We start from the raw sequence: 23,740 nt of genomic DNA, 5'->3' as shown, positions 1-23,740 counted from the left end.
TTCAACCTTATATACCCCGGGACACATCCTGAGTCCCGGGCCTGGCCTGTTATCGCTGAACCGGTGTGCGCATGGTGACGAACTCTTCAGCCGCTGTCGGGTGCACACCGATGGTGTCGTCGAACACCTGCTTGGTAGCACCGGCCTTGATGGCGATTGCCAGGCTCTGCACGATTTCACCAGCGTCCGGCCCCACCATATGGCAGCCAAGAACGCGATCAGTCTTCGCATCGACAACCAGCTTCATCAGGGTGCGCTCCTGATCATCCGTCAGCGTCAGCTTCATCGGCCGGAAACGGCTTTCGAAGATCTGCACCTCATGCCCAGCCTCGATGGCCGCCTCCTCAGTGAGACCGACCGTACCAATGTTCGGCAAACTGAAAACAGCCGTTGGAATATGGTTGTAGTCCACTGGACGATATTGCTCAGGCTTGAACAGACGTCGAGCCAGCGCCATGCCTTCAGCCAGCGCCACCGGAGTCAGCTGCACGCCACCAATGACATCGCCAATCGCCAGAATAGAGGGCTCGCTGCTCTGGTAGTGTTTGTCGACTTCAATATAGCCGTGTTTATCGAGCTTGACGTCAACGCTCTCAAGCCCGAGGTTGTCGAGCATCGGGCGGCGACCGGTCGCGTAAAACACACAATCGGTTTCCAGTGCCTCTCCGCCTTTCATCGTCAACAGCAGGCTGCCATCGGACTGCTTGTCGATACGCGAGATATCGCTGTTGAAGCGGATGCCCATGTGACGCTTGAGCAATTCTTCATGCAGATGCTTGCGCACACTGCCGTCAAATCCGCGCAGGAACAGCTCGCCCCGGTAAACCAGCGTCGTGTCAGCGCCCAGGCCGTTAAAGATGGAGGCGAACTCGACGGCAATGTAACCGCCACCCACTACAACGATGCGCTTGGGCAGCTCTTTGAGAAAGAACGCTTCGTTCGACGAAATCGCATGCTCACGCCCAGGCACGTCAGGAATCTGCGGCCAGCCGCCAGTCGCGATCAGAATACGCTCGGCACTGTAGGTATGACCGTTGATTTCAACCTTCTGCGCGCCCACGATCTTCGCGTGCCCTTCAAGCAGCGTGACGCCGCTGTCGACCAGCAATTTGCGATAGATACCGTTAAGGCGATTGATCTCGCGATCCTTGTTGGCAATGAGCGTCGACCAGTCGAAACCGGGCTTACCCACCGACCAGCCAAAGCCCTTGGCGTGCTCAAAGTCTTCGGAAAAATGCGCGCTGTACACCATCAGTTTCTTGGGCACACACCCGACGTTGACACAGGTGCCACCCAGATAACGGCTTTCGGCAACCGCAACCTTTGCGCCGAACCTGGCGGCAAAACGGGCTGCACGTACGCCACCGGAACCCGCGCCAATTACAAACAGATCGAAATCGTAAGCCATCAATGTCTCCCTAGCAGAGGCACAGCATAACCGCTTGGCGGTCAGTCAGAAATGACAAAGCCACCCGGAGGTGGCCTTGACTTGATACTCGGACGGGCAATGAAGATGAATCAGTAAGCCTTGCCTGTCTTGTAGAAGTGCTCGAAGCAGAAGTTGGTTGCTTCGATGTAGCCTTCGGCGCCACCGCAGTCGAAACGCTGACCTTTGAATTTGTAAGCCAGTACGTTGCCTTCGGCAGCCTGCTTCATCAGTGCGTCAGTGATCTGAATCTCGCCACCCTTGCCCGGCTCGGTTTGCTCGATCTTTTCGAAAATGTCCGGAGTCAGGATGTAGCGACCAATAATAGCCATATTGGAAGGCGCGTCTTCAGGCTTTGGCTTCTCGACCATGTCGGTAACACGGAACAGGCCTGGCTTGATCTCGTCACCCGCGATAACGCCATATTTGTTGGTTTCGTTAGGGTCGACTTCCTGAATCGCGATGATTGAGCAGCCGTAATGGTTATGCAGCTTGACCATCTGAGCCAACACGCCATCGCCTTCCAGGTTGACACACAGGTCATCCGCCAGTACCACAGCAAACGCCTCGTTACCAATCAAAGGACGACCGCTGAGGATCGCATGCCCCAAGCCTTTCATTTCAGTCTGACGGGTGTAGGAGAAGCTGCACTCATCAATCAGCTTGCGAATGCCGACCAGGTATTTTTCCTTGTCGGTGCCCTTGATCTGGTGCTCGAGCTCGTAGCTGATATCGAAGTGGTCTTCCAGCGCGCGCTTACCGCGGCCAGTCACAATGGAAATCTGGCTCAGGCCAGCCGCGAGGGCTTCTTCAACACCGTATTGGATCAGTGGCTTGTTGACCACCGGCAGCATTTCCTTGGGCATGGCCTTGGTCGCTGGCAAAAAGCGAGTGCCGTAACCGGCTGCTGGGAACAAGCATTTCTTGATCATAAAAGTCCTTGATAAGGGCTGTTGGTGTTAACGGCGCAGTCTAATCAGGCGGCGGGCACCTTACAATGCCCCGCCACGGGCCACAGGATGTCATGGTAGAGGTATAGACGAACAGATAGTTCCGCACAAACGAGTATATTGCGAACACCCAGCCCTGTTTTTACATACCTCGTACGCAAACGTCCACGGCATTTATCCTTCAAACATGGCGGAACGATGGCACGCGTCATCAGTCCAACCTGCTGCATCCGTAACCCATTTGCCCCTCTTGAAGCGAACGACATGATCAGACTTTTGTGCATTATTGCTGTGCTGGGCCTCGCTGGCTGTGCCACCGCCTCCAACACCTACCTGAAGAACGGCAAACAAGGCCTGAGTATCGACTGCTCGGGCGAAGCGATGTCCTGGGCTGCCTGCTATGAAAAGGCTGACGCATCGTGCGCGGGGACCGGCTACGACATCGTCGGTACCGACGGCACTCCGCAACCCGCCGAGAGCGAAAAAACCCTGGGCGTCGACGTCGGCAACTACAAGAGCCGCAGCGTTCTGGTCGTCTGCAAGTAAGCCCAGGCCCTGCCGTTCATGCGCAGGGCCGCTGAAATATCGGGGATTCGATCACCCCGAAATGCAGGCTTCCGCAGCGTGCTGAACGTCGCGAAAGCGAATCGGCACGTTGGCCAGGCGCTCATAAACCTTGATTGAGCTGCCTCCGGAACGGCTTTCAATATCCAGCACCGCGGTCGGCGACTTGCTCAATTTCTGCGCCACTATCAGACGCAGCCCATCATGGCGGCGCTCTACTGAAGGTTGAGCACGGCTGCTGCTGATTTTCTCGATGAAACAGTCAGCGTACTCTTGCGGATTCTTGCCCGAGATCACATTCATGGTGGCAGGCGTATGTTCGATGTCGTTGACGGTTGCGCAACCAGTCATCGCCAGAGCCAGGATTACCACAGCCAGTTTCATACAATCCCTCCAAATAAAGGTGCTACGACAAGCTGCGGCCCGATTAGATCCCGAACACGTCATTTTTTATGCAAAAGACTGCAATTAACGAACGGTCGGCGGCAAATGACGGGCGCCGCATGCTATCGTTTTGATTTTTCAGAAAAAGCCATTTTCCGGAGTGCCCCATGAAATTCGTACACCAGCGTGAGCATCTCAACGAAGACGATCTGGTCGTCATTGAGTGCTCGCAGATCTGCAATATTCGGCTGATGAACGATGCGAACTTTCGCAGCTTCAAAAATGGCGGCCGGCACACTTACCACGGCGGCGCGTTCGACACCTTCCCCGCCAAGATTGCCGCACCGAGCACCGGCTTCTGGAACATCACAATCGACACCGCGGCCCGCAAGACCGACACCAACGGCGGGCGTAAACTGCCGTTCACGCATTCGATCAAAATCGTCCGCCGCTCGACCTCTCGTCTGCGCTGATACAAGGAGTCAACATGAGCACTTCCCCCGCCAGGACCACCAAATACGCCGTCAGCTACAAGCTCAATGGCGAACGCCGCTTTGAATTCGCACAGCTGCAATCGGCATCGATAGAAGAGGCCCGCGCAGCACTGGAAAAAATGCACGGCCAAAGCGACGATCAGATCAGCGACGTCAAGGTCAGTAAGGCTCTCTAAGACACTAGCAGGTGTTGGATTCGATAATGCAACGCAAGGGCGATACAAACGCTATCTTCGATCTGTTTGCCGACGAAGCACCCCAGCCAGCGGCTCATGAGCAGATTGGGCCGCATTCCTGGTTGCTGAGAGGTCTGGCCTTGCCTTTTATGGATCGATTGATACCTGCCCTGCGCGACACCCTGTCCAAGGCACCGTTCAGGCGCATGACCACGCCGGGCGGCCACATCATGTCAGCGGCCCTGAGCAGTTGCGGCCAGCTGGGCTGGATTACCGATCAACAGGGTTATCGCTACGGCGACAGGGACCCGAGAACCGGACAACCCTGGCCGGAAATGCCCGATGTCTTTATCGAATTGGCACAGACAGCGTCGGCGATCGCAGGCTTTGCAGATTTCGAACCGGATGCCTGCCTGATAAACCGCTACGTTGCCGGCGCGAAAATGTCCCTGCATCAGGACAAGGACGAACAGGATCATCGCTGGCCAGTGGTATCCGTATCGCTCGGGATACCCGCGACCTTTCAGTTCGGCGGCTTGCTGCGCAGTGACAAACCCGCACGTATCTCACTGTTTCACGGCGATGTAGTCGTCTGGGGAGGCGAGGACCGCCTGCGCTTTCACGGGATCCTGCCACTCAAGCCCGCCGAACATCCGGTCATGGGCCCGCAGCGCATCAACCTTACGTTTCGCAAGGCAGGCTGATACTCGCGAGTCACGGGCAGCCATCGATATTACCCGAGCTACGGACAGCAGCCGGACACACAACCCGATGCAAATTCAGCGCGGTATTGATGATCCCGATGTGGCTGAACGCCTGAGGAAAATTCCCCAGCATCCGCCCCTCACGCGGGTCGTACTGCTCGGCCAGCAACCCGACGTCGTTGCACAGATCGCAAAGCCTGGCGAACAGTGCAGCGGCCTCCTCCGCCCGCCCTAACAGCACGTAGGCATCGGCCAGCCAGAAAGAGCAAACCAGAAACGTACCCTCACTTCCTGAAACGCCATCAACGCTTCGCTCTGCGTTGTAACGCAACAGCAAACCGTCGCGCATGAGCGTGCGCTCGATCTGGGCGACCGTACCGATGACGCGCGGGTCTTCAGGCGGCAGAAAGCCGGTCAGGACGATTTGCAGCAGACTGGCGTCCACTTCTTCCGAACCATAGGTCTGCACAAAACTGTTGAGCCGAGGATCGAAACCATTGCGACAGACGTCCGCATGGATTTCATCAGCGACTTCGCGGTAATGCTGCGCCAGTGCGCGGTCTTCGTCCGTTTCAGCCGCCTGGGCAATCTGCATGGCGTTGCGGTCAAAGGAGACCCAGGCCATGACCTTGGAGTGCGTAAAGTGGCGAGGCTGCGAGCGAATCTCCCAAATGCCGGCATCAGGAAGGTGCCACACCTTCTCCAGAAACGGCATGACCACCCTGGAGATCGCCAGACTGCGCGGATGCCTGGGCATGCCACCCTTCAGCGCCTGAATCATCGCATCGGCCACTTCGCCGTAAACATCCAGTTGCACCTGAGTCGCAGCGCCATTCCCGACGCGCACCGGCCGGGAGTCTTCGTAGCCATTGAGCCACGGCAGTTCGAACTCTGAAAGACGACGCTCGCCGCCCACGCCGTACATGATCTGGATCTGTTCCGGATTGCCGGCAACGGAACGCAGCAGCCAGTCACGCCACGCCGTGGCTTCCTCGAAGTACCCAAGATTCATGAACGCCAGCAGGGTCATGGTCGCGTCGCGCAACCAACAGTAACGGTAATCCCAATTGCGCTCACCTCCCAGCTGTTCGGGGAGCGAGGTCGTGACCGCCGCGACAATGCCACCGGTGGGAGCATAGGTCATGGCCTTGAGGGTAATCAGTGAGCGTTTGACCTGGGCCGTCCAGGGACCGACATCAGGGCAGCGCCCGGAAAACTCACGCCAGTAGCGCTCGGATTCTTCAAGCGCCTGCTGCGCATCAATGTCCGGTTGCATCGGCTCAGAGGATGCCTGCCAGGCCAGGGTGAATACCTTACGCTCGCCCTCGCGCACCTGAAAACGACTGGCGGTGTGATGATCCTGCGCAAGCAACGGCACCGGACTGCGCAGGACGAGCATCTCCGGGCCGGCAACGGCAGTCAGCGTATGCGGGTCTTTCTTCTCGACCCAAGGCACGCTGCTGCCGTAGTCAAACCGAATAGCCAGGTCCATCTCGAAAGCAACATCGCCGACCAGCCCGACCACCATTCGCACAACATGCCCGGCAGTACCCATGGGCATGAAATCGACCAGCATGGCACGCCCGGTACGGGTTTCGAAGACGGTTTCAAGAATCAGCGTGCCGTCGCGGTAACACCTTTCGATGGATACGATGTCGGCCGCTGGCGCAATTTTCCAGCGGCCATTGTTACTGTCACCGAGCAAGGCCGAAAAGCATGAGGGCGAATCGAAGCGGGGAAAACACAACCAGTCCAGCGAACCATCCCGCGCGACGAGCGCAGCGGTCTGGCAGTTACCCAGCAACGCGTAATCTTCAATCAATGCGGCCATTCCCAATGCTCTCTATCGAAATGCCAGTTGCGCAGTTGAAGCCCGGCGTCGACCCTCTTCAAGGCGCCGCCGGCGTCAACGAGGCAGGATGTAGCGATTGATCGCAGTGGCGACGCCATCCTCGACATTGCTACCCGTGACGTGATCGGCCTGGCTGCGTACGCTGGCTTCGCCCTGCCCCATGGCAATCGACAGGCCTGCCTTGTGGAACATCGCCACGTCATTACCGCCGTCGCCAATTGCCGCCGTCTCGGCGAGATCGACGTTCAGGTACTTGGCGAGCGCGACAAGCGCCGAGCCCTTGTTGGCCTCAAGTGCAGTCACGTCCAGGTAATACAGCTGTGAGCGAGCCGCCAGTGCGCGCCCCTCAAGCGTGGGCGCCAGACGACTTTCAAGCGCTTTCAGCAGCTCGAAATCCTTGCTCGCCGCCACGATCTTGTCGACCCGATCCAGGTACGGCTCAAAGCTGTCGACCAGCACCGGCTCATAGCCTAGCGCATGACGTTCATGGTCCACGTAGTCGCCCTGCGGGTCGAGCAGCAGCCATTCATCGTCGGCAAACACCCATACGGCAACCTTTTGCGTGGCGAACAGATCGAGACAGGTGCGCACTGCAGCCGGATCGATACGATGCGCTGCCAGCACGCGCCCATCGTGATGGGTAATCGTGCCGCCATTGAAAGACACCGTTGGTAATTCGACACTCAGCGCCTCAATCACCTGACGCATCGCCCGCGGGGGACGGCTGCTTGCCAGCGTGAAATGCACACCGGCTTTCTGCAGGCCATGAACGGCATCAATGTTGGCCTGACTCAGGCTGTGATCGGGACGAAGCAGTGTCCCATCGATATCGGAAAGCAGGAAGCGCACAGAGGAAGCAGACAGTTCAGACATTGAGTTCTCGCCATTCACGACCATCACGGGCCAACAATTCATCTGCAACCGCCGGGCCGTCCTTGCCGGCTTCATACAGCGTGACTTCGGGTTGTTTGGCCCACGCATCCAGAAACGGCTGCACGGCACGCCAACCGTTTTCGATGTTGTCAGCACGCTGGAACAGCGTTTGATCGCCGGTCAGGCAGTCATAGATCAAGGTTTCGTAACCCGTCGACGGCTGCATCTCGAAGAAATCCTTGTAGGCAAAGCCCAGTTCGATGTCTTCCATATCCAGCGTCGGCCCGGGACGTTTGGCGAACAGGTCGAACCACATGCCTTCGTTAGGCTGGATCTGGATTCTCAGGTAATTGGGCTTCAGGCGGTCAACTTCAGTGTCGCGAAATTGCGCATAAGGTGCAGGCTTGAAACAGATGGCGATCTCGGTGCTGCGCGCACTCATGCGCTTGCCAGTACGCAGGTAGAACGGCACACCCACCCAGCGCCAATTGTCGACCATGACTTTGAGGGCCACGTAGGTTTCGGTGGTGCTGTCCTCGGCCACGCGATCTTCCTGGCGATAACCGGCGACCTTGCGATTGCCTGTTTCACCCGCCGAATACTGGCCGCGCACCGAATTGGCCAGCGCCTCCTCCTCGCTCCATGGACGAATAGCGCCTACCACTTTGGCTTTTTCGCCACGAACCGCGTCTGCACCAAAAGCCGCTGGTGGCTCCATCGCAACCATCGCCAGCAACTGGAACAAGTGGTTGGGCACCATGTCGCGAAGCGCCCCGGTGTTCTCGTAAAAACTGCCCCGGGTTTCGACACCGACCGTTTCAGCAGCGGTGATCTGCACGTGATCGATGTAGTGATTGTTCCAGAACGACTCGAACAGACCATTGGAGAAGCGGCTGACCAGAATGTTCTGCACCGTTTCCTTGCCCAGATAATGGTCAATGCGATAGATCTGCTTTTCACTCATGACCTTGAGCAGGCAGGTGTTCAGCTCGACGGCGCTGGCCAGATCGGAACCGAACGGTTTCTCGATCACCACACGCCGGAACGCACCCTCGGTTTCCTTCAACAAACCGGAGAATCCCAGCCGGGTCGCTACCTCGCTGAAGAATCGTGGCGCCGTGGCGAGGTAGAACACCGCATTGGCAGAACCCGTGCTTTTGATCTTGTTCTCGATGTCGCGATAGGTGGAATCATCGAGAAAGTCGCCTTGCACATAGCTGATCCGTTCAGCCAGCTTGCCCCACAACCCAGGATCTAGAGGATCCTTGCCTGACTCGGCAACCTTTGCGGCCGCTTCGTCACGAATGAAATTCTCGAGCTTCCTGGCAAAATCGGCGTCGCTGATCGCGTTGTGATCGACGCCGACGATGTGCAATCCCTGATCCACCAGACCGTCACGCGCCAGATTGCAGAGCGCTGGCATCAGCAGGCGCTTGACCAGATCACCATGCGCGCCGAACAGGAACAGCGTGGTGGGTGGCGCAACTTCAGGCTTTTGCTCGGATGTGCCGCGTGACAGGCCCATTACTTGGGTTCCTTGTGACCACCGAAACCGAAGCGCATGGCAGACAGCATTTTGTCAGCGTAAGAGCTGGTCTGACGTGAGCGGAAGCGCGCGAACAATGCGCTGGACAACACAGGAACCGGAACGGCCTGCTCAATGGCAGCCTCAATGGTCCAGCGGCCCTCGCCACTGTCGGCTACCGAGCCGGAGAAAGCGTCCAGCTGTGGATCGCTCGCCAGCGCGTCGGCAGTCAAGTCCAGCAGCCAGGACGAGACGACGCTCCCACGACGCCACACTTCAGCAATATCAGCAGTATTCAGGTCAAAGCGCTGCTCGGGCGGCAGGTGCTCGGAGTTCTTCTGCTTGAGCAGATCGAAGCCCTCTGCAAAGGCCTGCATCATCCCGTACTCGATGCCATTGTGGATCATCTTCACGAAATGACCGGAGCCTGCCGGGCCTGCGTGAATGTAGCCGTGTTCAGCGCGGTCGTCGTCAGACTTGCGGTCCCGGGTACGTGGAATTTCGCCGATGCCGGGTGCCAGGGTGGCGAACAGTGGATCAAGACGCTCAACGATCGCCTTCTCACCCCCGATCATCATGCAATAACCACGCTCCAGGCCCCAGACGCCGCCAGAAGTCCCGACATCCACATAGTGCAGGCTCTTGTCGGTGAGTTCTTGCGCGCGACGAATATCATCCTTGTAGAAGGTGTTGCCGCCATCAATGATCACATCGTCAGGTTCGAGCAACTGACTCAGCATCTGAATCGTGTCTTCGGTCGGCGCACCGGCAGGCAGCATGACCCAGACGGCACGGGGCGCATCCAGCGCTTTGACCAGTTCGGCCAGATCAGCAACTGCAGTGGCGCCTTCATTGGCCAGGGCGCCGCGTGACGCTTCGTCACGGTCGTACACCACTGTGGTGTGACCATTGAGCATCAAACGCCGTGCGATATTGCCGCCCATGCGGCCCAGTCCAATAATCCCAAGTTGCATGAAGTTGCTCCTAAACTCGTAAAAAGGGGCCTCACCTGTCATCCAGCGCATCAACAGTCCGTGAGCATGCTGGTTAGTCAAGTGAGGCGGAACGTCAGTTCCCCTGCGGGACAATGACGGCAGCGTCGCCATCAAATGATGTACATTTTCGCGTTCAGGAAACGTTCGTGACAATGAAAAATAAAAAAGTTCCAATTTAACGCAAAAGAAATCAGAATCTGAGCCGATAGAGAGGTTAGCAGCGGCCACTCAGGGATTGATAGTCATTGCCACGGGCCTTTCTGAGGTTGAATCCGCCATTTGCGAGGTGAGCAATGGGCACTGTACTACCAGCACTTGCACCACAAACCCTGTATGTCACGATCCGCCGCGACGAATTGCGTGCGCTGAAGGAAGAACGTGAGCAGCTGCAAAAACGAGTCGCTCATCTGAGCCTCATGCTTCAGCAATCCCAACTGAGCGCTCCTGGCTCAGCGCTACACGCCTGACGAACCCTTCGTCAACTGCTCTGACTGTCACGTGGCAAGCCCGATCTGCTGGCTTGCCTCCCCCGCTACAACGCTTAACCCCCTCCAATCAAATACCCTGACCAGACAGACGATCCAGCGGTCGACGCATTTTGCGCCATATAAGTGCGGCGAACCAGACACAACTCGCAACATGCCTGGTCGTCTTATTGATTCCCACAGAGCATCACGCCCTCTTACAACGTCTTCTGCCAAAACATGGCACGGCCCATGGCGGGATCAAGGCAGTAGTTGTCAAACCCCTGTTTCCGGTAGGCGTTTTGCGCCACATCGTTGCCTTCCAGCACCTCAAGCGTCAATTTGCAGCACCCGCGCTGACGGGCGATTTCCTCGACCTTGGCCAGCATCTTCTGGCTGATGCCCTTGCCCCGATGCTGGGCGATGACCGCCACGTCGTGGATATTGACCAGCGGACGACATACGAAGGTCGAAAACGCCTCGAAGCAATTGACCAGGCCTACCGGTTCGCCAGCGATGAACGCCAGAACGCTGAACGCATGAGGACGCTTGGCAAGCTCGAGCGCCAATTGCTGGCGGGTATCGTTCGACAATGGGCGGCCTCCTCCCATCACGTCCATTGCGTACTCGTTCAGAACGAATCCTATCGCTTCGGCATGTACCGGGTTGGTGTAGCTCGCTTGAAGTACAAGCACCTCTGGGGCGTCCATTTCCATCCTCGTCAACTTTCAAATATTCACAACGCGCTGCTCAGTGAAATATCAGGCTCCACCGATGCGTCACAGGATGCCGATTCTATCTCGCCTCGCTCATAAATGTTCCGGTACAGATGTAGGAAATTTCGCGTGATGCTCGTGAATCGGCCACTGCGTGCACCTGGAAAAGGCAGCACGCACAGATTCGGGCGAAAAATCGTGACAAACGGTCGCAGCGATCAAAGCACGGCTCAATACCGTTAATTGTCGAACAATCCGACGACCGGTAAATCGCCGCTGAAAACCGTAGTACTCTGCTCTAAAAAAGCGCATGCGACTCTTTAGGAATTGTCTGTCGGAAGCGCGCGAAGCCGCATGCCAGACATTTGCATTAAAAAAGTCGAAACTTCTCCAAATCGGGTAGGTCATCTGCACTGAGCGCCTATGCTGTTGGCTGACTGCAGACTCTTGCTTCATCACGCTGCAATGTCGCCGTGCGTAGTTCAAGTAGGTACTGTTCTTGCGTAGTGCATGTGAAGGTACCGGCCATAGGAAATGGCCAATAAAAATCAAGTGATGCACCAACACTGTTTTGAACAGGAGAAAACGATGATTAGCGCCGCTGTCAAAACCCAGAAGGGAGAGAGTTTTAACCAGCCGGCCAGCGAGCTGACTCATCTGCCGGTTTTCGCTACGACGAGCGTTCCACTGCTGCAACTTCCGACTTCGACTTCACAGCCCACGATTTCTCAGGTCAACAGACGCAAGGTTCTGTTTGTCACCTCCGAGCTGGCTGACCTGGTGAAAACCGGGGGTTTGGGCGATGTATCTGCTGCTTTACCGCGAGCCATGCGTCACCTGCACGACGTCCGAGTGCTGATACCCGGCTATCCACAGGTCATCAATAGCGGCAACCCTATTCACGTCATCAGTCATCTGGGCGGCTACGCCGGTCTTCCGGCCTGCAAGATCGGTCGCATGGACATGAAAGACGGACTGGTGATTTACGTATTGATCTGCCCCGAACTCTACGAGCGTGAAGGCACGCCTTACGCCGACAGACATGGCCGCGATTGGTCCGACAACCATATCCGCTTTGCACGCCTGGGCCTGGCCGCGGCCGATTTCGCCGCTGGCGCAGTCAAGACCCAATGGTGCCCTGAGCTGGTTCATGCCCATGACTGGCCCGCTGGCTTGGCGCCTGCCTATATGAAGTGGCGCGGACAGTCGACGCCGAGCATTTTCACCATTCACAACCTGGCCTATCAGGGCACGGTCAGCACGGGTTCGAGCCGTGAACTGGGCATCCCCGATGAAGCGCTGCAGGCCGAAGGGATGGAGTTTTACGGGAAGCTGTCCTTCATCAAGGCTGGCATGGCGTACGCGAACCACATCACTACGGTCAGCGCCACCTACGCCAGAGAAATCACCACCCCTGAATTTGGTTGCGGGCTGGAAGGTTTCCTGCAGAGCAAGGCTGACAAGGGCCAGCTCAGCGGCATTCCCAATGGCATCGATGCCAGTTGGGATGCTGCCACCGATGAACACCTGATTTGCCATTTCGCACCCAACGAATGGACACGCAAAGAGATCAACGCCGACTACGTTCGTGAACTGTTCGGTCTCGACGCCTCGACAGGTCCGCTGTTCGCGGTGGTTTCCCGCCTCGTCTACCAGAAAGGTCTGGACCTGACCATTGGCGTTGCCGAGCACATCGTCAACAACGGCGGCCAGATCGCAATCATCGGACGCGGGGAGCCGGAAGAGGAGGACGCTATGCGTGCCCTCGCGAACCGCTTCCCCGGCCGCATCGGGGTGCGCATTGGCTTCAATGAGACTGATGCCCGCCGCATGTTTGCAGGCAGCGACTTTTTGCTGATGCCATCGCGCTATGAGCCATGCGGCCTTAGCCAGATGTACGCCCAGCGCTTCGGCTCCTTGCCCGTGGCGCGCAACACAGGCGGTCTGGCAGACACCATCGAAGATGGCGTGACGGGTTTTCTGTTCGACGAATCAACGGTTGAAAGTTACACCGAGGCGCTGAACCGCGCTCTCCAGGTATTCGCTCATCCCGAGCTGTTAAACGCCATGCGCTGCCGCGCAATGGCCGCCCCTTTCAACTGGCACCAAGCGGTCGAGCCCTACGCAGAGCTCTACCGCGACCTGTTGAAGAAAAATGCGGGTGTTTCAATTCACTACTGAGGAAAAGGGGTTGATGGATGCCTCTGCGTACAGAAGTTGACTGGCGCCACGGCGCCATTCTGATTGACCCGGAACACACCCGGTTCGCCCTCTGGGCACCGGATGCAGACACTGTAAGCGTTGAATTGGAGGATGGTCAGTCTCTGGCCATGCTCGCCCAGCCTGAGGGTTGGTTCACACTGGAGGCTCGCTGCAAGGCGGGCGTCCAGTACCGCTTCAAGATTAACGGGGACCTGGAAGTTCCAGACCCTGCCTCCCGCGCTCAGGCCGGCGACGTGCATTCACACAGCATTGTTGTCGACCCTCTCGCCTATCAATGGCAAAACAACGACTGGCAAGGTCGGCCCTGGCACGAAGCGATCATCTACGAGCTGCACGTCGGCGCATTGGGCGGCTATGCGGGTGTTGAAAAACACCTTCAACACTTGGCGGATCTGGGCGTAACCGCTATCGAGCTAATGCCGCTGGCGCAGTTCCCTGGCGACCGCAACTGGGGCTATGACGGAGTATTGCCCTATGCCCCGCAGTCTTCCTACGGCACGCCCGATCAACTCAAGCACCTGATCGACAAGGCCCATGGTCATGGCCTGGCGGTGATTCTGGACGTGGTCTACAACCACTTCGGCCCTGACGGCAATTACCTGGGCAGCTACGCGAAAGAGTTCTTCCGCAGCGACCTGCACACACCCTGGGGCGATGCGATCGACTTTCGACGCGAACAGGTCCGGGACTTCTTCGTCGACAATGCGCTGATGTGGCTGCAGGAATACCGTTTCGACGGATTGAGGATGGACGCGGTTCACGCCATCCGGGACGAAACCTTTTTGCCCGAGTTCGCTGAGCGGGTGCGCGCCCACATCGATCGTGATCGGCATGTATGGCTGAATCTCGAAAACGAGTTCAATCAGGCCAGCCTGTTGCTGGACAAAGGTTTCGACGCGCAGTGGGATGACGACGGGCATAACACACTGCACGTGCTACTGACCGGTGAAACCGACGCGTATTATTCAGACTTTGCGCAGAAGCCGACACACAAGCTGGCGCGTCTGCTGAGCGAGGGCTTCGTCTACCAGGGCGAACAGACCCGTCACGGTCATACCCGTGGCGAACCCAGCGGGCACCTTCCGCCGAGTGCGTTTGTGCTGTTTTTACAGAATCATGACCAGATCGGTAATCGCGCGCTGGGCGAGCGGCTGCCGCAGCTCTGCCCTGCTCCGGCCCTCAAGGCGGCAACAGCGCTGCTGCTGCTTTCACCGATGATTCCTTTGATGTTTATGGGGGATGAGTGGGCGGCCAGCGAGCCATTCCTGTTCTTCACCAGCCATCATGGTGAGCTGGCCGATGCGGTACGTGAAGGTCGTCGCAGTGAATTCGCCGACTTCGCGGCCTTCGCCGACCCGGAACGCCGAGAGCACATTCCTGACCCGAACGACGTAAAGACCTTCGAGGCTTCACGTCCGGCGTTCGGCGCGCTGGATCTGCAAACCGACATCGGGCTGGATCACCGAAGCTGGCTTGACCTTTACAAGGAACTGTTGGCACTGCGCAGGCAGGCGATCATTCCTCGTCTGCCAGGTACTCAACCGCTTGGCACCGACGTACTGGCCGATCACGCTGTCAGCGCGCGCTGGCGCATGGGCGACGGCAGCCTGTTGTGTATCGACCTGAACCTGAGCGAGCACTCGGTCGCTGTCCCACCGTGCGACGCTGCCCAGGTGATTTTCTCCAGCGCGCCGAAATCGGCCGAACTTTCCCGGCCAGGCATCCTCAATCCATACACGGCCATTGTCAGCCTGACAGCAAGTGATGTGATGGAGAAACAGGATGAACAATGAGCAATTAGAGAGGCTTGCGACCGAAGCAGGACTGTCGGTGCACTGGGTGGATGCCAACGCTCGCCCCCAGACCGTAAGTCCTGAGGTGTTGCGCAAGGTTCTGGAAGCACTGGGTTATCCGGCAGACGGTGGTGAAGCGATAGATGCCAGCCTGCAGCGTCTGCAGGCTGCCCGTCACAGTGAAGGAGCCCCACCGCTGCTGACGGTCGATCAAGGCAGCAACCTCAATCTGGCAGACTGGTTCGCGCCGCAAACGCCGTTCACTCTGCATCTGGAAGACGGTTCGTCTGTGGATGCCAAGTTGACGGCCGATGCCCAGTTACCTGCCCTGGCCGGGCCTGGGTATCAACAACTGGATATCGACGGGCAGCATCTGACCATTGCCGTCGCACCCAAATCCTGTTTTAGCGTGGCGATGGCCGCTGACACACAGACACCCCGCACGTGGGGCCTGACCGTTCAGCTCTACGGCTTGCGCCGCGAGGGCGATGGTGGTTTCGGTGACACTCAGGCGCTGGAAACGTTTGCCCGCGCCGCAGGCGAACGGGGCGCAGACGCACTGGCGATCAGTCCGATTCATGCCATGTTCGCCAGCGACCCGCAGCGCTACAGCCCTTACTCGCCGTCCAGCCGACTGTTCCTCAATAGCTTGTACGCATCGCCCGGCGCGATTGTTGGTGAGCGTGCCTGGCGTCAGGCAATTGAAGACGCCGGCGTCGCCGACGAGCTGAAGCGTCTTGAGGCAATGACGCTGATCGACTGGCCGGCAGCGGCGAGCGCCAAATGGAAAGCACTGCACGCGTTGTATGAAGCGTTCAGCGCTGGCTCACACCCGCTGCACGAAGACTTCAACAGCTTTCGCCACAATGGCGGCGAAGCACTGGAAAACCACTGTCGATTCGAGGCACTGCGTGCCGAATGCCCGGGCATGGGCATCAGCGACAACTGGCACGAGTGGCCTGATGAATTCAAAGACCCGCGCAGCAGTGCGGTATCGGCGTTTGCGGCACAACATGGCCCGCAGATCAGCTTCCATGCGTTCACCCAATGGTTGATCGCACGAGGCCTGGAGCGGGCTCAGGTCGCGGCTCGCAGCAGTGGCATGCGTGTTGGCCTGATCGCCGATCTTGCAGTGGGTGCCGATGGCGCTGGCAGCCAGGCCTGGAGCCGTCAGGATGAGCTGCTGTCTGCACTGACCGTGGGCGCACCGCCCGACATCCTCAATCGTGCCGGTCAGAGCTGGGGCATTTCAGCGTTCTCGCCCGATGGCCTCAAGCGCAACGGTTTTCGCGCCTTCATCGAAATGCTGCGGGCCAATTTCGCCCACGCAGGAGGGCTGCGCATAGACCACGTCATGGGGCTGCAGCGCCTGTGGGTCGTGCCGCTTGGATCACCTGCGAACGAAGGCGCGTACCTGAATTATCCGTTGGACGACATGTTGCGGCTGTTGAGCCTTGAATCCTATCGCCACAAAGCCATCGTGCTGGGCGAAGACCTGGGCACAGTGCCGGAGGGCCTGAGTGAGAAGCTCAGCGCTCGAGCCATGCTCGGCATGCGCGTGCTGTTGTTCGAACAGAATAATGGCCAATTCAAGCCCATTCTGGACTGGTCCGACGAGGCACTGGCAACCACCAGCACTCACGACTTGCCGACCCTGGCCGGCTGGCTCAGCGAGCTGGATATCGAATGGAATGCGCGACTCGGTCACGTGGATGCCCAGAGCGAACAGCACTGGCGTGAAGAACGCGCCCGCGAATACGACGGCTTGCGTCGAGCCCTGAGCCAGAGCAACGATGGCCTGAGTGAGGACACCGAGGACGCGGCGCAGATCATCGATGCCAGCATCCGCTACCTTGGCCATACCCGTGCGCCGCTGGTGCTGCTGCCTATCGAGGACGCACTGGGCTTGCACGAACAAGCCAATCTGCCAGGCACTATCGACAGCCATCCCAACTGGCGCAGACGCCTTCCCGGCGATGCCGCTTCACTTCTTGATAATGAACATGCTGCTCGACGACTGGAATTGCTGTCCCAATCCCGGCTGCAAGCTGCGGAGCGTGACCAATGAACCTTCCACTACAACCGTTGAGAGCCACACAACGGCTTCAATTTCATAAAGACTTCACGCTCGATGATGCCGTGCCGCTGGTGCCTTACTTTGCCAGCCTCGGCATCAGCCACCTCTACGCGTCACCGATTCTCAAAGCGCGCGCGGGCTCGATGCACGGCTACGACGTGGTAGACCCGACCGTCATCAACCCCGAGCTGGGCGGCGAACCTGCCCTGCTCCGTTTGGTGGCGGCGCTGCGTGAACACGGCATGGGGCTGATCCTCGACATTGTATCCAACCACATGGCTGTCGGCGGTGCGGACAATCCCTGGTGGCTCGACCTGCTCGAATGGGGACGTCGCAGCCCATACGCAGACTTCTTCGACATTCAGTGGAATTCGCCTGATCCGCTGCTGGCCGGGCAACTGTTGCTGCCGTTCCTGAGCAGCGATTACGGCACTGTCCTGCAAGCCGGGGAGATCCCGTTGCGCTTCGATGCGCAGCACGGCGCGTTCTATATCGAGCATTACCAGCACCACTTCCCGATCTGCCCGAGCACCTACGATTCGCTCCTGGCAGGCGTCGAACAGCCACAGCTGAAAGAGCTTGGCTTGCGCTTCGCCGCCCTGAACAACTACCCGCAGGCTTACGAGCGGGCGCGTCAGGCCAAGGCTGAACTGGCCGAACTGGCCAAGGATCCACAGGTGCTCAAGGCTATTGAGCAGTTGATTGCGCGCTTCGACTCCAGCAAGCCTGAGGGTTTTGATCGACTTCATCAGTTGCTGGAACGTCAGTATTACCGCCTGGCCAGTTGGCGCACCGCTGGCGACGACATCAATTGGCGGCGTTTCTTCGACATCAACGAACTGGGCGGTCTGCGTGTCGAGCGACCGAACGTATTTGAGGCCACCCACGGCAAGATTTTTCAGCTGATTGCCGATGGCCTTATCGACGGCCTGCGTATTGACCATATCGACGGGCTCGCGAACCCACGGGGTTACGGGCGCAAGTTGCATCGCCGTGTTCAGGGCCTGCTGAGCCAGCGCCCTGACGACGCCAGACTGACCCACCTGCCCATCTTTGTCGAAAAGATCCTGGGGCCTGATGAGCCGTTGCGCCAGGACTGGAGCGTTGACGGTACGACCGGCTACGAGTTCATGAACCAGGTTTCTCTGTTGCAGCACGACCCCAAGGGCGAAGCGCCGCTGGGCGAACTGTGGAGCCGCCTGAGCGAACGCACGGCCGACTTCGACGAAGAAGTGCTGGTCGCTCGCGACTTGGTGTTGCACGGCACACTGGCAGGCGATTTCGAGAACGTTGCACAGTCACTGCTGCAGGTTGCTCGCAGCGACCTGATGAGCCGGGACCTGACGCTGGGCGCGATTCGCAGGGCGTTGCTGGCCTTGATCGTCAACTTCCCGGTCTACCGCACCTATATCAGTGTGTGCGGCCGATCGGCAGAAGATGAACGCTTCTTTCAACAGGCCATGGACGGCGCACGTTCGACACTGAACGAAGGCGACTGGCCGGTGCTCGATTATCTGGCCCGCTGGTTGGGCGGCGAGTCGTGGAGAAAGCTGCCACGCGGCCACCTGCGCAAGCTGTACAAGAACGCCTGCGTGCGCTTCCAGCAACTGACCTCACCGGTTGCGGCCAAATCGGTCGAAGACACCTCGTTCTACCGTTCGGCCGTGCTGCTGTCGCGCAACGATGTCGGCTTTCATCCGCAACACTTCAGTGCGCCAGTAGAAGCCTTTCACCAGGCCTGCATTCAGCGCATGGAGACATTTCCGAACAACTTGCTGGCCACTGCGACCCACGACCATAAACGTGGGGAGGACACGCGTACGCGCCTAGCGGTACTGAGTGAATGTGCTGACTGGTATGCCGAGCAGGTCGAACGCTGGCGACAGCTGGCTGCGCCGCTCAAGGGCGATGAGCCCACAATCAGTGCAGGCGACGAACTGATGCTTTATCAGGCGCTGCTCGGCAGTTGGCCACTGGAACTGGAAGGCGAACAGGCGCACGAGGAGTACGCCAGGCGCATGGTGCAATGGCAGGAGAAGGCCCTGCGGGAAGCCAAGCTGCAAAGCAGTTGGAGTGCGCCGAACCAGGCGTATGAGACGGCTTGCCGGGAGTTTCTGCAACGTCTGCTGCTGGCCCCCGAAGCGCTCGCGTTACGTCAATCGCTGAGTGCCACCGCCAATCGTATCGCCACCGCAGGCGCACTCAATAGCCTGGCGCAAACCTTGCTACGTCTGACCGTACCGGGCGTACCGGATCTGTATCAAGGCACGGAGTTCTGGGATTTCAGCCTGGTGGATCCGGACAACCGTCGGCCAGTGGATTACCCCGCGCGGCAACAGGCACTGAGGGACAACGTAAGCGCTCCGCAACTGCTGGGACATTGGCAAGACGGCCGGATCAAACAGGCGCTGATTGCAGCAACCCTGAACGCGCGCAGCACCTACCCTGCCCTGTTCAGCGAAGGCGAGTATGTGGCGCTTGAAGTGAGAGGCAGCCAGGCGCATCGCGTGCTGGCGTTTGCACGCACCACGCAGAATGAGCGGGCAATCGTCGTGGTGCCACGCACATGCAGTGAACTATTGGGCACCGCACAGGTTCCACTCATTAATGCTGCTCAATGGGGCGACACCCACATTGTTGTGCCGTTTGCCGATTCGCAACTACAGTGGAAAGGCCTCTTTGCTGACGTCGTCGTGATGAGTGCTGGGGAAATACCTCTCAGCGCAGCGCTTGAAGATTTTTCCGTCAATTTGCTTATTCAAACTATGTGATACCTGGGAGTGTCGAGATGAGTGCCGACGAAAAAAGAATCCGTGAATTTGCCTATCAAATCTGGGAATCCGAGGGTAAACCTTCGGGCCATGATGCCCGTCACTGGGAGATGGCACGCAAGCTGGCTGAAGCGGAAGCGCTGGCGCCAGACAAGACCACAGCACGCAAAGCCAGCAAGCCCAAGTTGCCTGAGGTAGACAGCGCCAAGGCTCCGGCGAAAGGTGCGGCCAAGCCCGTCGCCAAGGCCCCTCCCGCCACCAAGCCTGCGGCTTCCAAACCCGCACCGGCGGCCAAGGCAAAGCCTGCGCCCAAACCCAAAGCTGCTCCTGCGGCCAATGAAACCGACGCAGCCGCCAAACCCGCGCCTAAGAAACCGCGCAAGCCATCGAATACTTGAAACTCTTCTGTCCTCGTACAAGTCCATTGCAGCAAGCCTCACCTCAATCCAGGTGAGGCTTGCGGTAACCCCCACTTTAATTTCAGTGTTGAAGCCCGCTCGGCTTCGATAACGGTTTCGGCCGCTTAGAAAATCATTCGACGTCAGGAAGGCAGCATGAATACGAAGTCCACCCCCGCGGCAGATGAAAGTTCGGCCACACCAGAAAACCCTGCCAGTAATCCATCACGTATTCGTGAAGGACTTCCCTTTCCCCTTGGGGCCAGCTGGGACGGCCTGGGTGTCAACTTTGCAATCTTCTCGGCAAACGCCACGAAGGTTGAGCTGTGTCTGTTCGACTCCACCGGTGAAGTGGAGCTGGAACGCATTGAACTGCCGGAATACACCGACGAGACCTTCCACGGCTACCTGCCCGACGCTCACCCGGGCCTGATCTACGGCTACCGTGTTTACGGACCGTACGATCCGAAGAACGGCCATCGTTTCAACCACAACAAGCTGCTGATCGACCCCTACGCCAAGCAACTGGTTGGCGAGTTGAAATGGTCCGAAGCACTGTTCGGCTATACGATCGGCCATCCCGATGGGGACCTGAGCTTTGACGAACGCGACAGCGCGCCGTTCGTACCCAAGAGCAAGGTGATCGACCCGGCTTACACCTGGGGCCGCGATCAGCGCGTCGGTACGCCGTGGGACAAGACCATCGTCTACGAGACCCATGTACGCGGTTACACCATGCGTCATCCGTCGGTACCTGAAGAACTGCGTGGCACCTTCGCAGGCCTGGGATCGGCGGATGTTGTTGATCACATCCGCAAGCTGGGCGTGACCTCGGTCGAGCTGCTGCCGATTCATGCCTTCGTCAACGACCAGCACCTGCTGCAAAAAGGCATGACCAACTACTGGGGTTACAACAGCATCGCGTTCTTCGCCCCGGACCCGCGCTACCTGGCTCACGGCAAGATCGCCGAGTTCAAGGAAATGGTTGCACACATGCACCATGCCGGGCTGGAAGTGATTCTGGACGTGGTCTACAACCACACGGCTGAAGGCAACGAGCTAGGCCCGACCCTCTCCATGCGCGGCATCGACAACGCGTCGTACTACCGACTGATGCCGGACGACAAGCGCTATTACATCAACGACTCGGGCACGGGTAACACGCTCGACCTCAGCCACCCCTGTGTGCTGCAGATGGTCACCGATTCGCTGCGCTACTGGGCTTCGGAAATGCATGTCGACGGTTTCCGCTTCGACCTGGCAACCATTCTGGGTCGCTACCATGATGGCTTTGACGAGCGTCACAGCTTCCTGGTCGCCTGCCGCCAGGATCCGGTCCTGCGTCAGGTCAAGCTCATCGCCGAGCCTTGGGACTGCGGCCCGGGTGGTTATCAGGTCGGTGGTTTCCCGCCAGGCTGGATGGAATGGAACGACAAGTTCCGCGACACCGTACGTGCCTTCTGGAAGGGCGATGAAGGTCAACTGGCCGACTTCGCTGCTCGCATGACGGCGTCGGGCAACATGTTTAACCAGCGCGGTCGTCGCCCGCAGGCTTCGGTGAACTTCATCACCGCGCATGACGGCTTCACCCTGCATGACCTGGTGTCTTACAACGACAAGCACAACGAAGCCAACGACGAAAACAACCAGGATGGCAGCAACAACAACCTGTCATGGAACCACGGTGTCGAAGGCCCGACCGAAGACGCGGAAATCAACACGCTGCGTTTGCGCCAGATGCGCAACTTCTTCGCGACCCTGCTGCTCGCACAAGGCACGCCGATGATTGTGGCCGGTGACGAGTTCGCTCGCACCCAGCACGGCAATAACAACGCCTACTGCCAGGACAGTGAAATTGGCTGGGTCAACTGGGATCTGGACGGCGACGGCGAAGCGCTGCTGAAGTTTGTCACCCGCGTGATCAAGCTGCGTCAGAGCTACCCGATCCTGCGCCGCAGTCGCTTCCTGGTAGGCGATTACAACGAGGAAATCGGCGTCAAAGACGTCACCTGGCTCTCGCCGGACGGCACCGAGATGACGGTTGAGCAGTGGCATGACGCAAACGGTCGCTGCCTGGGCATGCTCATGGATGGTCGCGCGCAGGAAACCGGCATTATTCGTCCGGGTGCCGACGCCACGCTGCTGCTGGTGGTCAACGCGCACCACGAAGGCGTCAACTTCACGTTGCCGGAAGTCCCTGAGGGCACCCACTACACCTGCTTGATCGACACCAATCAGGACGATGCGCGCAGCAAGGAAACCTTCGGTTTCGGCAGTGAATACATGGTCACTCCCCGCTCGTTGTTGCTGTTTGAACTCAAGCGCGAAGACCAGCAATGACAGAGGCCTTGAGCGAGTTTCTCGACTGGCGCAGGCACGGCTATGCCGACACGCGTGCGCTGGGCGAGTGCTTGCAGGCCGTCGTCAATGAAGGGCTCGACCAGATCCCCTTGCCTGCCAGCGGCCAGACGCTTGAGCGCTGGCAGGCACTGGCCTGCGTTGCAGGTCACGATCTGGGGTTATGCAAGCTGTACGAGGGGCACACCGACGCCTTGGCGATCATGGCGGAACTGGGTGCCCCGCCCCCCGAACAATTCAGTACCTGGGGTACGTGGGCGGCCGAGCCGCCCCAGGCCCGGGTACTTCTGAGCGGCGAAGGTGACTCGCTCAGGCTCAACGGCCGCAAGACATGGTGCTCAGGTGCATCCGCGCTGAGCCATGCCCTGATGACCGTCTGGGACGAAGAACAACAGCAACAACTGGTGGCCGTGGCGCTGGATCAGCCTGGCGTACGGATCAGCACGGATGGCTGGCGCGCAGTGGGTATGGGCGCGACCGGCAGCGTGGATGTGCTGTTCGATCAGGCTGTCGCGCAGCGCGTGGGTACTCCCGGCGGTTACCTGAATCGCGCAGGCTTCTGGCAAGGCGGAATCGGCATCGCAGCGTGCTGGTACGGCGCGTCGCGTGCCATTGCTCAACGCCTGTTACAGCAAGCAGGCAAGCGTAACGAGCCTCATGCGCTGGCCCATTTGGGTACGGTTGATGTTGCGCTGTACAGCGCCGGCAGCCTGTTACAGGCGGCCGCATCGCAACTGGACCACTCACCGCACGCAAGCGCCGAGCTACTGGCCAGACGCTGTCGTGCCAGTGTTGAGGCATGCGCCGAACAGGTCATCCTTCACGTGGGACGCGCCCTCGGTGCAGGTCCTTATTGCAAAGATGCGCAATTCGCGCGGCTAATCGCCGACCTGCCGGTATTTCTGCGCCAGAGTCATGCTGAGCAGGACCTTGCGCAATTAGGTCAGCAGCTTGCCGATCAATTACCCGTCAGCCAGCTGTGGTCACTATGACTGAA

At 58.8% G+C, this 23,740-nt stretch carries 20 protein-coding genes; 12 read left to right on the top strand and 8 right to left on the bottom strand.

Features of this window, described 5'->3' with window-relative positions; genetic code table 11:
• Nucleotides 1-49: 49 nt before the first annotated feature.
• Nucleotides 50-1,408 carry a glutathione-disulfide reductase gene (gene gorA, locus H8S56_RS00670; RefSeq protein WP_187517556.1) on the bottom strand — a complete coding sequence of 453 codons (1,359 nt, stop codon included), beginning with the start codon at nt 1,406-1,408 and terminating at the stop codon, nt 50-52.
• 110 nt (nt 1,409-1,518) lie between these two features.
• Nucleotides 1,519-2,358, bottom strand: coding sequence for a UTP--glucose-1-phosphate uridylyltransferase GalU (galU, locus tag H8S56_RS00665; RefSeq protein WP_024687938.1), 840 nt, complete (start codon nt 2,356-2,358; stop codon nt 1,519-1,521).
• A 282-nt stretch (nt 2,359-2,640) separates the two neighbouring features.
• Here galU and H8S56_RS00660 point away from each other — a divergent pair, with 282 nt between their 5' ends.
• The gene (locus H8S56_RS00660) at nt 2,641-2,922 is read left to right on the top strand and encodes a hypothetical protein (RefSeq protein WP_024687939.1); all 282 of its coding nucleotides are present in this window, start codon (nt 2,641-2,643) and stop codon (nt 2,920-2,922) included.
• Nucleotides 2,923-2,973: 51 nt separating this feature from the next.
• Here H8S56_RS00660 and H8S56_RS00655 read toward each other — a convergent pair whose 3' ends face one another.
• Entirely contained in the window at nt 2,974-3,324 is a 351-nt protein-coding gene (locus H8S56_RS00655; RefSeq protein ID WP_024695001.1) for a hypothetical protein, read from the bottom strand.
• A gap of 167 nt (nt 3,325-3,491) precedes the next feature.
• Here H8S56_RS00655 and H8S56_RS00650 point away from each other — a divergent pair, with 167 nt between their 5' ends.
• Genes H8S56_RS00650 through alkB form a run of 3 tightly spaced genes read left to right on the top strand, consistent with a single transcriptional unit; the run spans nt 3,492 to nt 4,698 of the window.
• Nucleotides 3,492-3,797: a DUF1883 domain-containing protein gene (locus H8S56_RS00650; RefSeq protein ID WP_024687941.1), complete on the top strand. Its 306-nt coding sequence runs from the start codon at nt 3,492-3,494 to the stop codon at nt 3,795-3,797.
• Between the two features lie 14 nt (nt 3,798-3,811).
• On the top strand, nt 3,812-3,994 hold the full coding sequence (locus H8S56_RS00645) for a hypothetical protein (protein WP_024687942.1): 183 nt from the start codon (nt 3,812-3,814) through the stop codon (nt 3,992-3,994).
• A gap of 26 nt (nt 3,995-4,020) precedes the next feature.
• Complete coding sequence (gene alkB / locus H8S56_RS00640; protein ID WP_187517555.1) at nt 4,021-4,698, top strand: DNA oxidative demethylase AlkB; 678 nt, start codon at nt 4,021-4,023, stop codon at nt 4,696-4,698.
• Between the two features lie 10 nt (nt 4,699-4,708).
• On the opposite strand, the gene H8S56_RS00635 is transcribed toward alkB, so the two are convergent.
• From H8S56_RS00635 to gnd, 4 genes are all read right to left on the bottom strand, one after another.
• Nucleotides 4,709-6,529: a glycoside hydrolase family 15 protein gene (locus tag H8S56_RS00635; protein ID WP_187517554.1), complete on the bottom strand. Its 1,821-nt coding sequence runs from the start codon at nt 6,527-6,529 to the stop codon at nt 4,709-4,711.
• A gap of 75 nt (nt 6,530-6,604) precedes the next feature.
• Nucleotides 6,605-7,423, bottom strand: a complete 819-nt coding sequence (locus tag H8S56_RS00630) for a Cof-type HAD-IIB family hydrolase (protein ID WP_024694999.1) — start codon at nt 7,421-7,423, stop codon at nt 6,605-6,607.
• Nucleotides 7,416-8,948, bottom strand: a complete 1,533-nt coding sequence (gene zwf, locus H8S56_RS00625; protein WP_187517553.1) for a glucose-6-phosphate dehydrogenase — start codon at nt 8,946-8,948, stop codon at nt 7,416-7,418. Before zwf ends, H8S56_RS00630 begins: the two co-directional genes overlap by 8 nt.
• Nucleotides 8,948-9,964, bottom strand: a complete 1,017-nt coding sequence (gene gnd / locus H8S56_RS00620) for a phosphogluconate dehydrogenase (NAD(+)-dependent, decarboxylating) (RefSeq protein ID WP_152534872.1) — start codon at nt 9,962-9,964, stop codon at nt 8,948-8,950. The genes zwf and gnd overlap by 1 nt, the downstream gene beginning before the upstream one ends.
• A gap of 272 nt (nt 9,965-10,236) precedes the next feature.
• On the opposite strand from gnd, the gene H8S56_RS24445 reads away from it, so the two are divergent.
• On the top strand, nt 10,237-10,410 hold the full coding sequence (locus H8S56_RS24445) for a DUF6026 family protein (protein ID WP_032610534.1): 174 nt from the start codon (nt 10,237-10,239) through the stop codon (nt 10,408-10,410).
• A 215-nt stretch (nt 10,411-10,625) separates the two neighbouring features.
• Here H8S56_RS24445 and H8S56_RS00615 read toward each other — a convergent pair whose 3' ends face one another.
• Entirely contained in the window at nt 10,626-11,117 is a 492-nt protein-coding gene (locus H8S56_RS00615; protein ID WP_187517552.1) for a GNAT family N-acetyltransferase, read from the bottom strand.
• A 594-nt stretch (nt 11,118-11,711) separates the two neighbouring features.
• Between H8S56_RS00615 and glgA the strand changes: the two genes are divergently transcribed.
• The 7 genes from glgA to H8S56_RS00580 all read left to right on the top strand — a co-directional run bounded on the left by glgA (nt 11,712) and on the right by H8S56_RS00580 (nt 23,735).
• Entirely contained in the window at nt 11,712-13,304 is a 1,593-nt protein-coding gene (gene glgA / locus H8S56_RS00610; protein WP_187517551.1) for a glycogen synthase GlgA, read from the top strand.
• A gap of 17 nt (nt 13,305-13,321) precedes the next feature.
• Nucleotides 13,322-15,139 carry a malto-oligosyltrehalose trehalohydrolase gene (gene treZ / locus H8S56_RS00605; RefSeq protein WP_187517550.1) on the top strand — a complete coding sequence of 606 codons (1,818 nt, stop codon included), beginning with the start codon at nt 13,322-13,324 and terminating at the stop codon, nt 15,137-15,139.
• A complete protein-coding gene (gene malQ, locus H8S56_RS00600) occupies nt 15,129-17,207 on the top strand; it encodes a 4-alpha-glucanotransferase (protein ID WP_187517549.1) in 2,079 nt (692 codons plus the stop codon). Before treZ ends, malQ begins: the two co-directional genes overlap by 11 nt.
• Complete coding sequence (locus H8S56_RS00595; protein ID WP_187517548.1) at nt 17,204-19,987, top strand: malto-oligosyltrehalose synthase; 2,784 nt, start codon at nt 17,204-17,206, stop codon at nt 19,985-19,987. The genes malQ and H8S56_RS00595 overlap by 4 nt, the downstream gene beginning before the upstream one ends.
• A gap of 17 nt (nt 19,988-20,004) precedes the next feature.
• Nucleotides 20,005-20,385: a DUF2934 domain-containing protein gene (locus H8S56_RS00590; protein WP_024687953.1), complete on the top strand. Its 381-nt coding sequence runs from the start codon at nt 20,005-20,007 to the stop codon at nt 20,383-20,385.
• 156 nt (nt 20,386-20,541) lie between these two features.
• Nucleotides 20,542-22,725, top strand: coding sequence for a glycogen debranching protein GlgX (glgX, locus tag H8S56_RS00585; protein WP_187517547.1), 2,184 nt, complete (start codon nt 20,542-20,544; stop codon nt 22,723-22,725).
• Nucleotides 22,722-23,735, top strand: a complete 1,014-nt coding sequence (locus H8S56_RS00580) for an acyl-CoA dehydrogenase family protein (RefSeq protein ID WP_187517546.1) — start codon at nt 22,722-22,724, stop codon at nt 23,733-23,735. The genes glgX and H8S56_RS00580 overlap by 4 nt, the downstream gene beginning before the upstream one ends.
• The last annotated feature ends 5 nt before the right edge of the window (nt 23,736-23,740 follow it).

This window comes from Pseudomonas triticifolii, from assembly GCF_014358015.1.
GTDB classification, from domain to species: domain Bacteria; phylum Pseudomonadota; class Gammaproteobacteria; order Pseudomonadales; family Pseudomonadaceae; genus Aquipseudomonas; species Aquipseudomonas triticifolii.
This window is presented reverse-complemented; position numbering and strand designations above follow the sequence as displayed.

Excerpts from the sequence above, each read along its gene's own strand:
- malQ (WP_187517549.1), top strand. The coding sequence starts at position 15,129 with ATGAACAATGAGCAATTAGAGAGGCTTGCGACCGAAGCAGGACTGTCG.
- H8S56_RS00595 (WP_187517548.1), top strand. The coding sequence starts at position 17,204 with ATGAACCTTCCACTACAACCGTTGAGAGCCACACAACGGCTTCAATTT.
- H8S56_RS24445 (WP_032610534.1), top strand. The coding sequence starts at position 10,237 with ATGGGCACTGTACTACCAGCACTTGCACCACAAACCCTGTATGTCACG.
- H8S56_RS00645 (WP_024687942.1), top strand. The coding sequence starts at position 3,812 with ATGAGCACTTCCCCCGCCAGGACCACCAAATACGCCGTCAGCTACAAG.
- zwf (WP_187517553.1), bottom strand. The coding sequence starts at position 8,948 with ATGGGCCTGTCACGCGGCACATCCGAGCAAAAGCCTGAAGTTGCGCCA.
- treZ (WP_187517550.1), top strand. The coding sequence starts at position 13,322 with ATGCCTCTGCGTACAGAAGTTGACTGGCGCCACGGCGCCATTCTGATT.
- H8S56_RS00590 (WP_024687953.1), top strand. The coding sequence starts at position 20,005 with ATGAGTGCCGACGAAAAAAGAATCCGTGAATTTGCCTATCAAATCTGG.
- H8S56_RS00655 (WP_024695001.1), bottom strand. The coding sequence starts at position 3,324 with ATGAAACTGGCTGTGGTAATCCTGGCTCTGGCGATGACTGGTTGCGCA.
- alkB (WP_187517555.1), top strand. The coding sequence starts at position 4,021 with ATGCAACGCAAGGGCGATACAAACGCTATCTTCGATCTGTTTGCCGAC.
- H8S56_RS00650 (WP_024687941.1), top strand. The coding sequence starts at position 3,492 with ATGAAATTCGTACACCAGCGTGAGCATCTCAACGAAGACGATCTGGTC.
- gorA (WP_187517556.1), bottom strand. The coding sequence starts at position 1,408 with ATGGCTTACGATTTCGATCTGTTTGTAATTGGCGCGGGTTCCGGTGGC.
- H8S56_RS00660 (WP_024687939.1), top strand. The coding sequence starts at position 2,641 with ATGATCAGACTTTTGTGCATTATTGCTGTGCTGGGCCTCGCTGGCTGT.
- galU (WP_024687938.1), bottom strand. The coding sequence starts at position 2,358 with ATGATCAAGAAATGCTTGTTCCCAGCAGCCGGTTACGGCACTCGCTTT.
- H8S56_RS00635 (WP_187517554.1), bottom strand. The coding sequence starts at position 6,529 with ATGGCCGCATTGATTGAAGATTACGCGTTGCTGGGTAACTGCCAGACC.
- glgA (WP_187517551.1), top strand. The coding sequence starts at position 11,712 with ATGATTAGCGCCGCTGTCAAAACCCAGAAGGGAGAGAGTTTTAACCAG.
- H8S56_RS00630 (WP_024694999.1), bottom strand. The coding sequence starts at position 7,423 with ATGTCTGAACTGTCTGCTTCCTCTGTGCGCTTCCTGCTTTCCGATATC.
- gnd (WP_152534872.1), bottom strand. The coding sequence starts at position 9,964 with ATGACAGGTGAGGCCCCTTTTTACGAGTTTAGGAGCAACTTCATGCAA.
- glgX (WP_187517547.1), top strand. The coding sequence starts at position 20,542 with ATGAATACGAAGTCCACCCCCGCGGCAGATGAAAGTTCGGCCACACCA.
- H8S56_RS00615 (WP_187517552.1), bottom strand. The coding sequence starts at position 11,117 with ATGGACGCCCCAGAGGTGCTTGTACTTCAAGCGAGCTACACCAACCCG.
- H8S56_RS00580 (WP_187517546.1), top strand. The coding sequence starts at position 22,722 with ATGACAGAGGCCTTGAGCGAGTTTCTCGACTGGCGCAGGCACGGCTAT.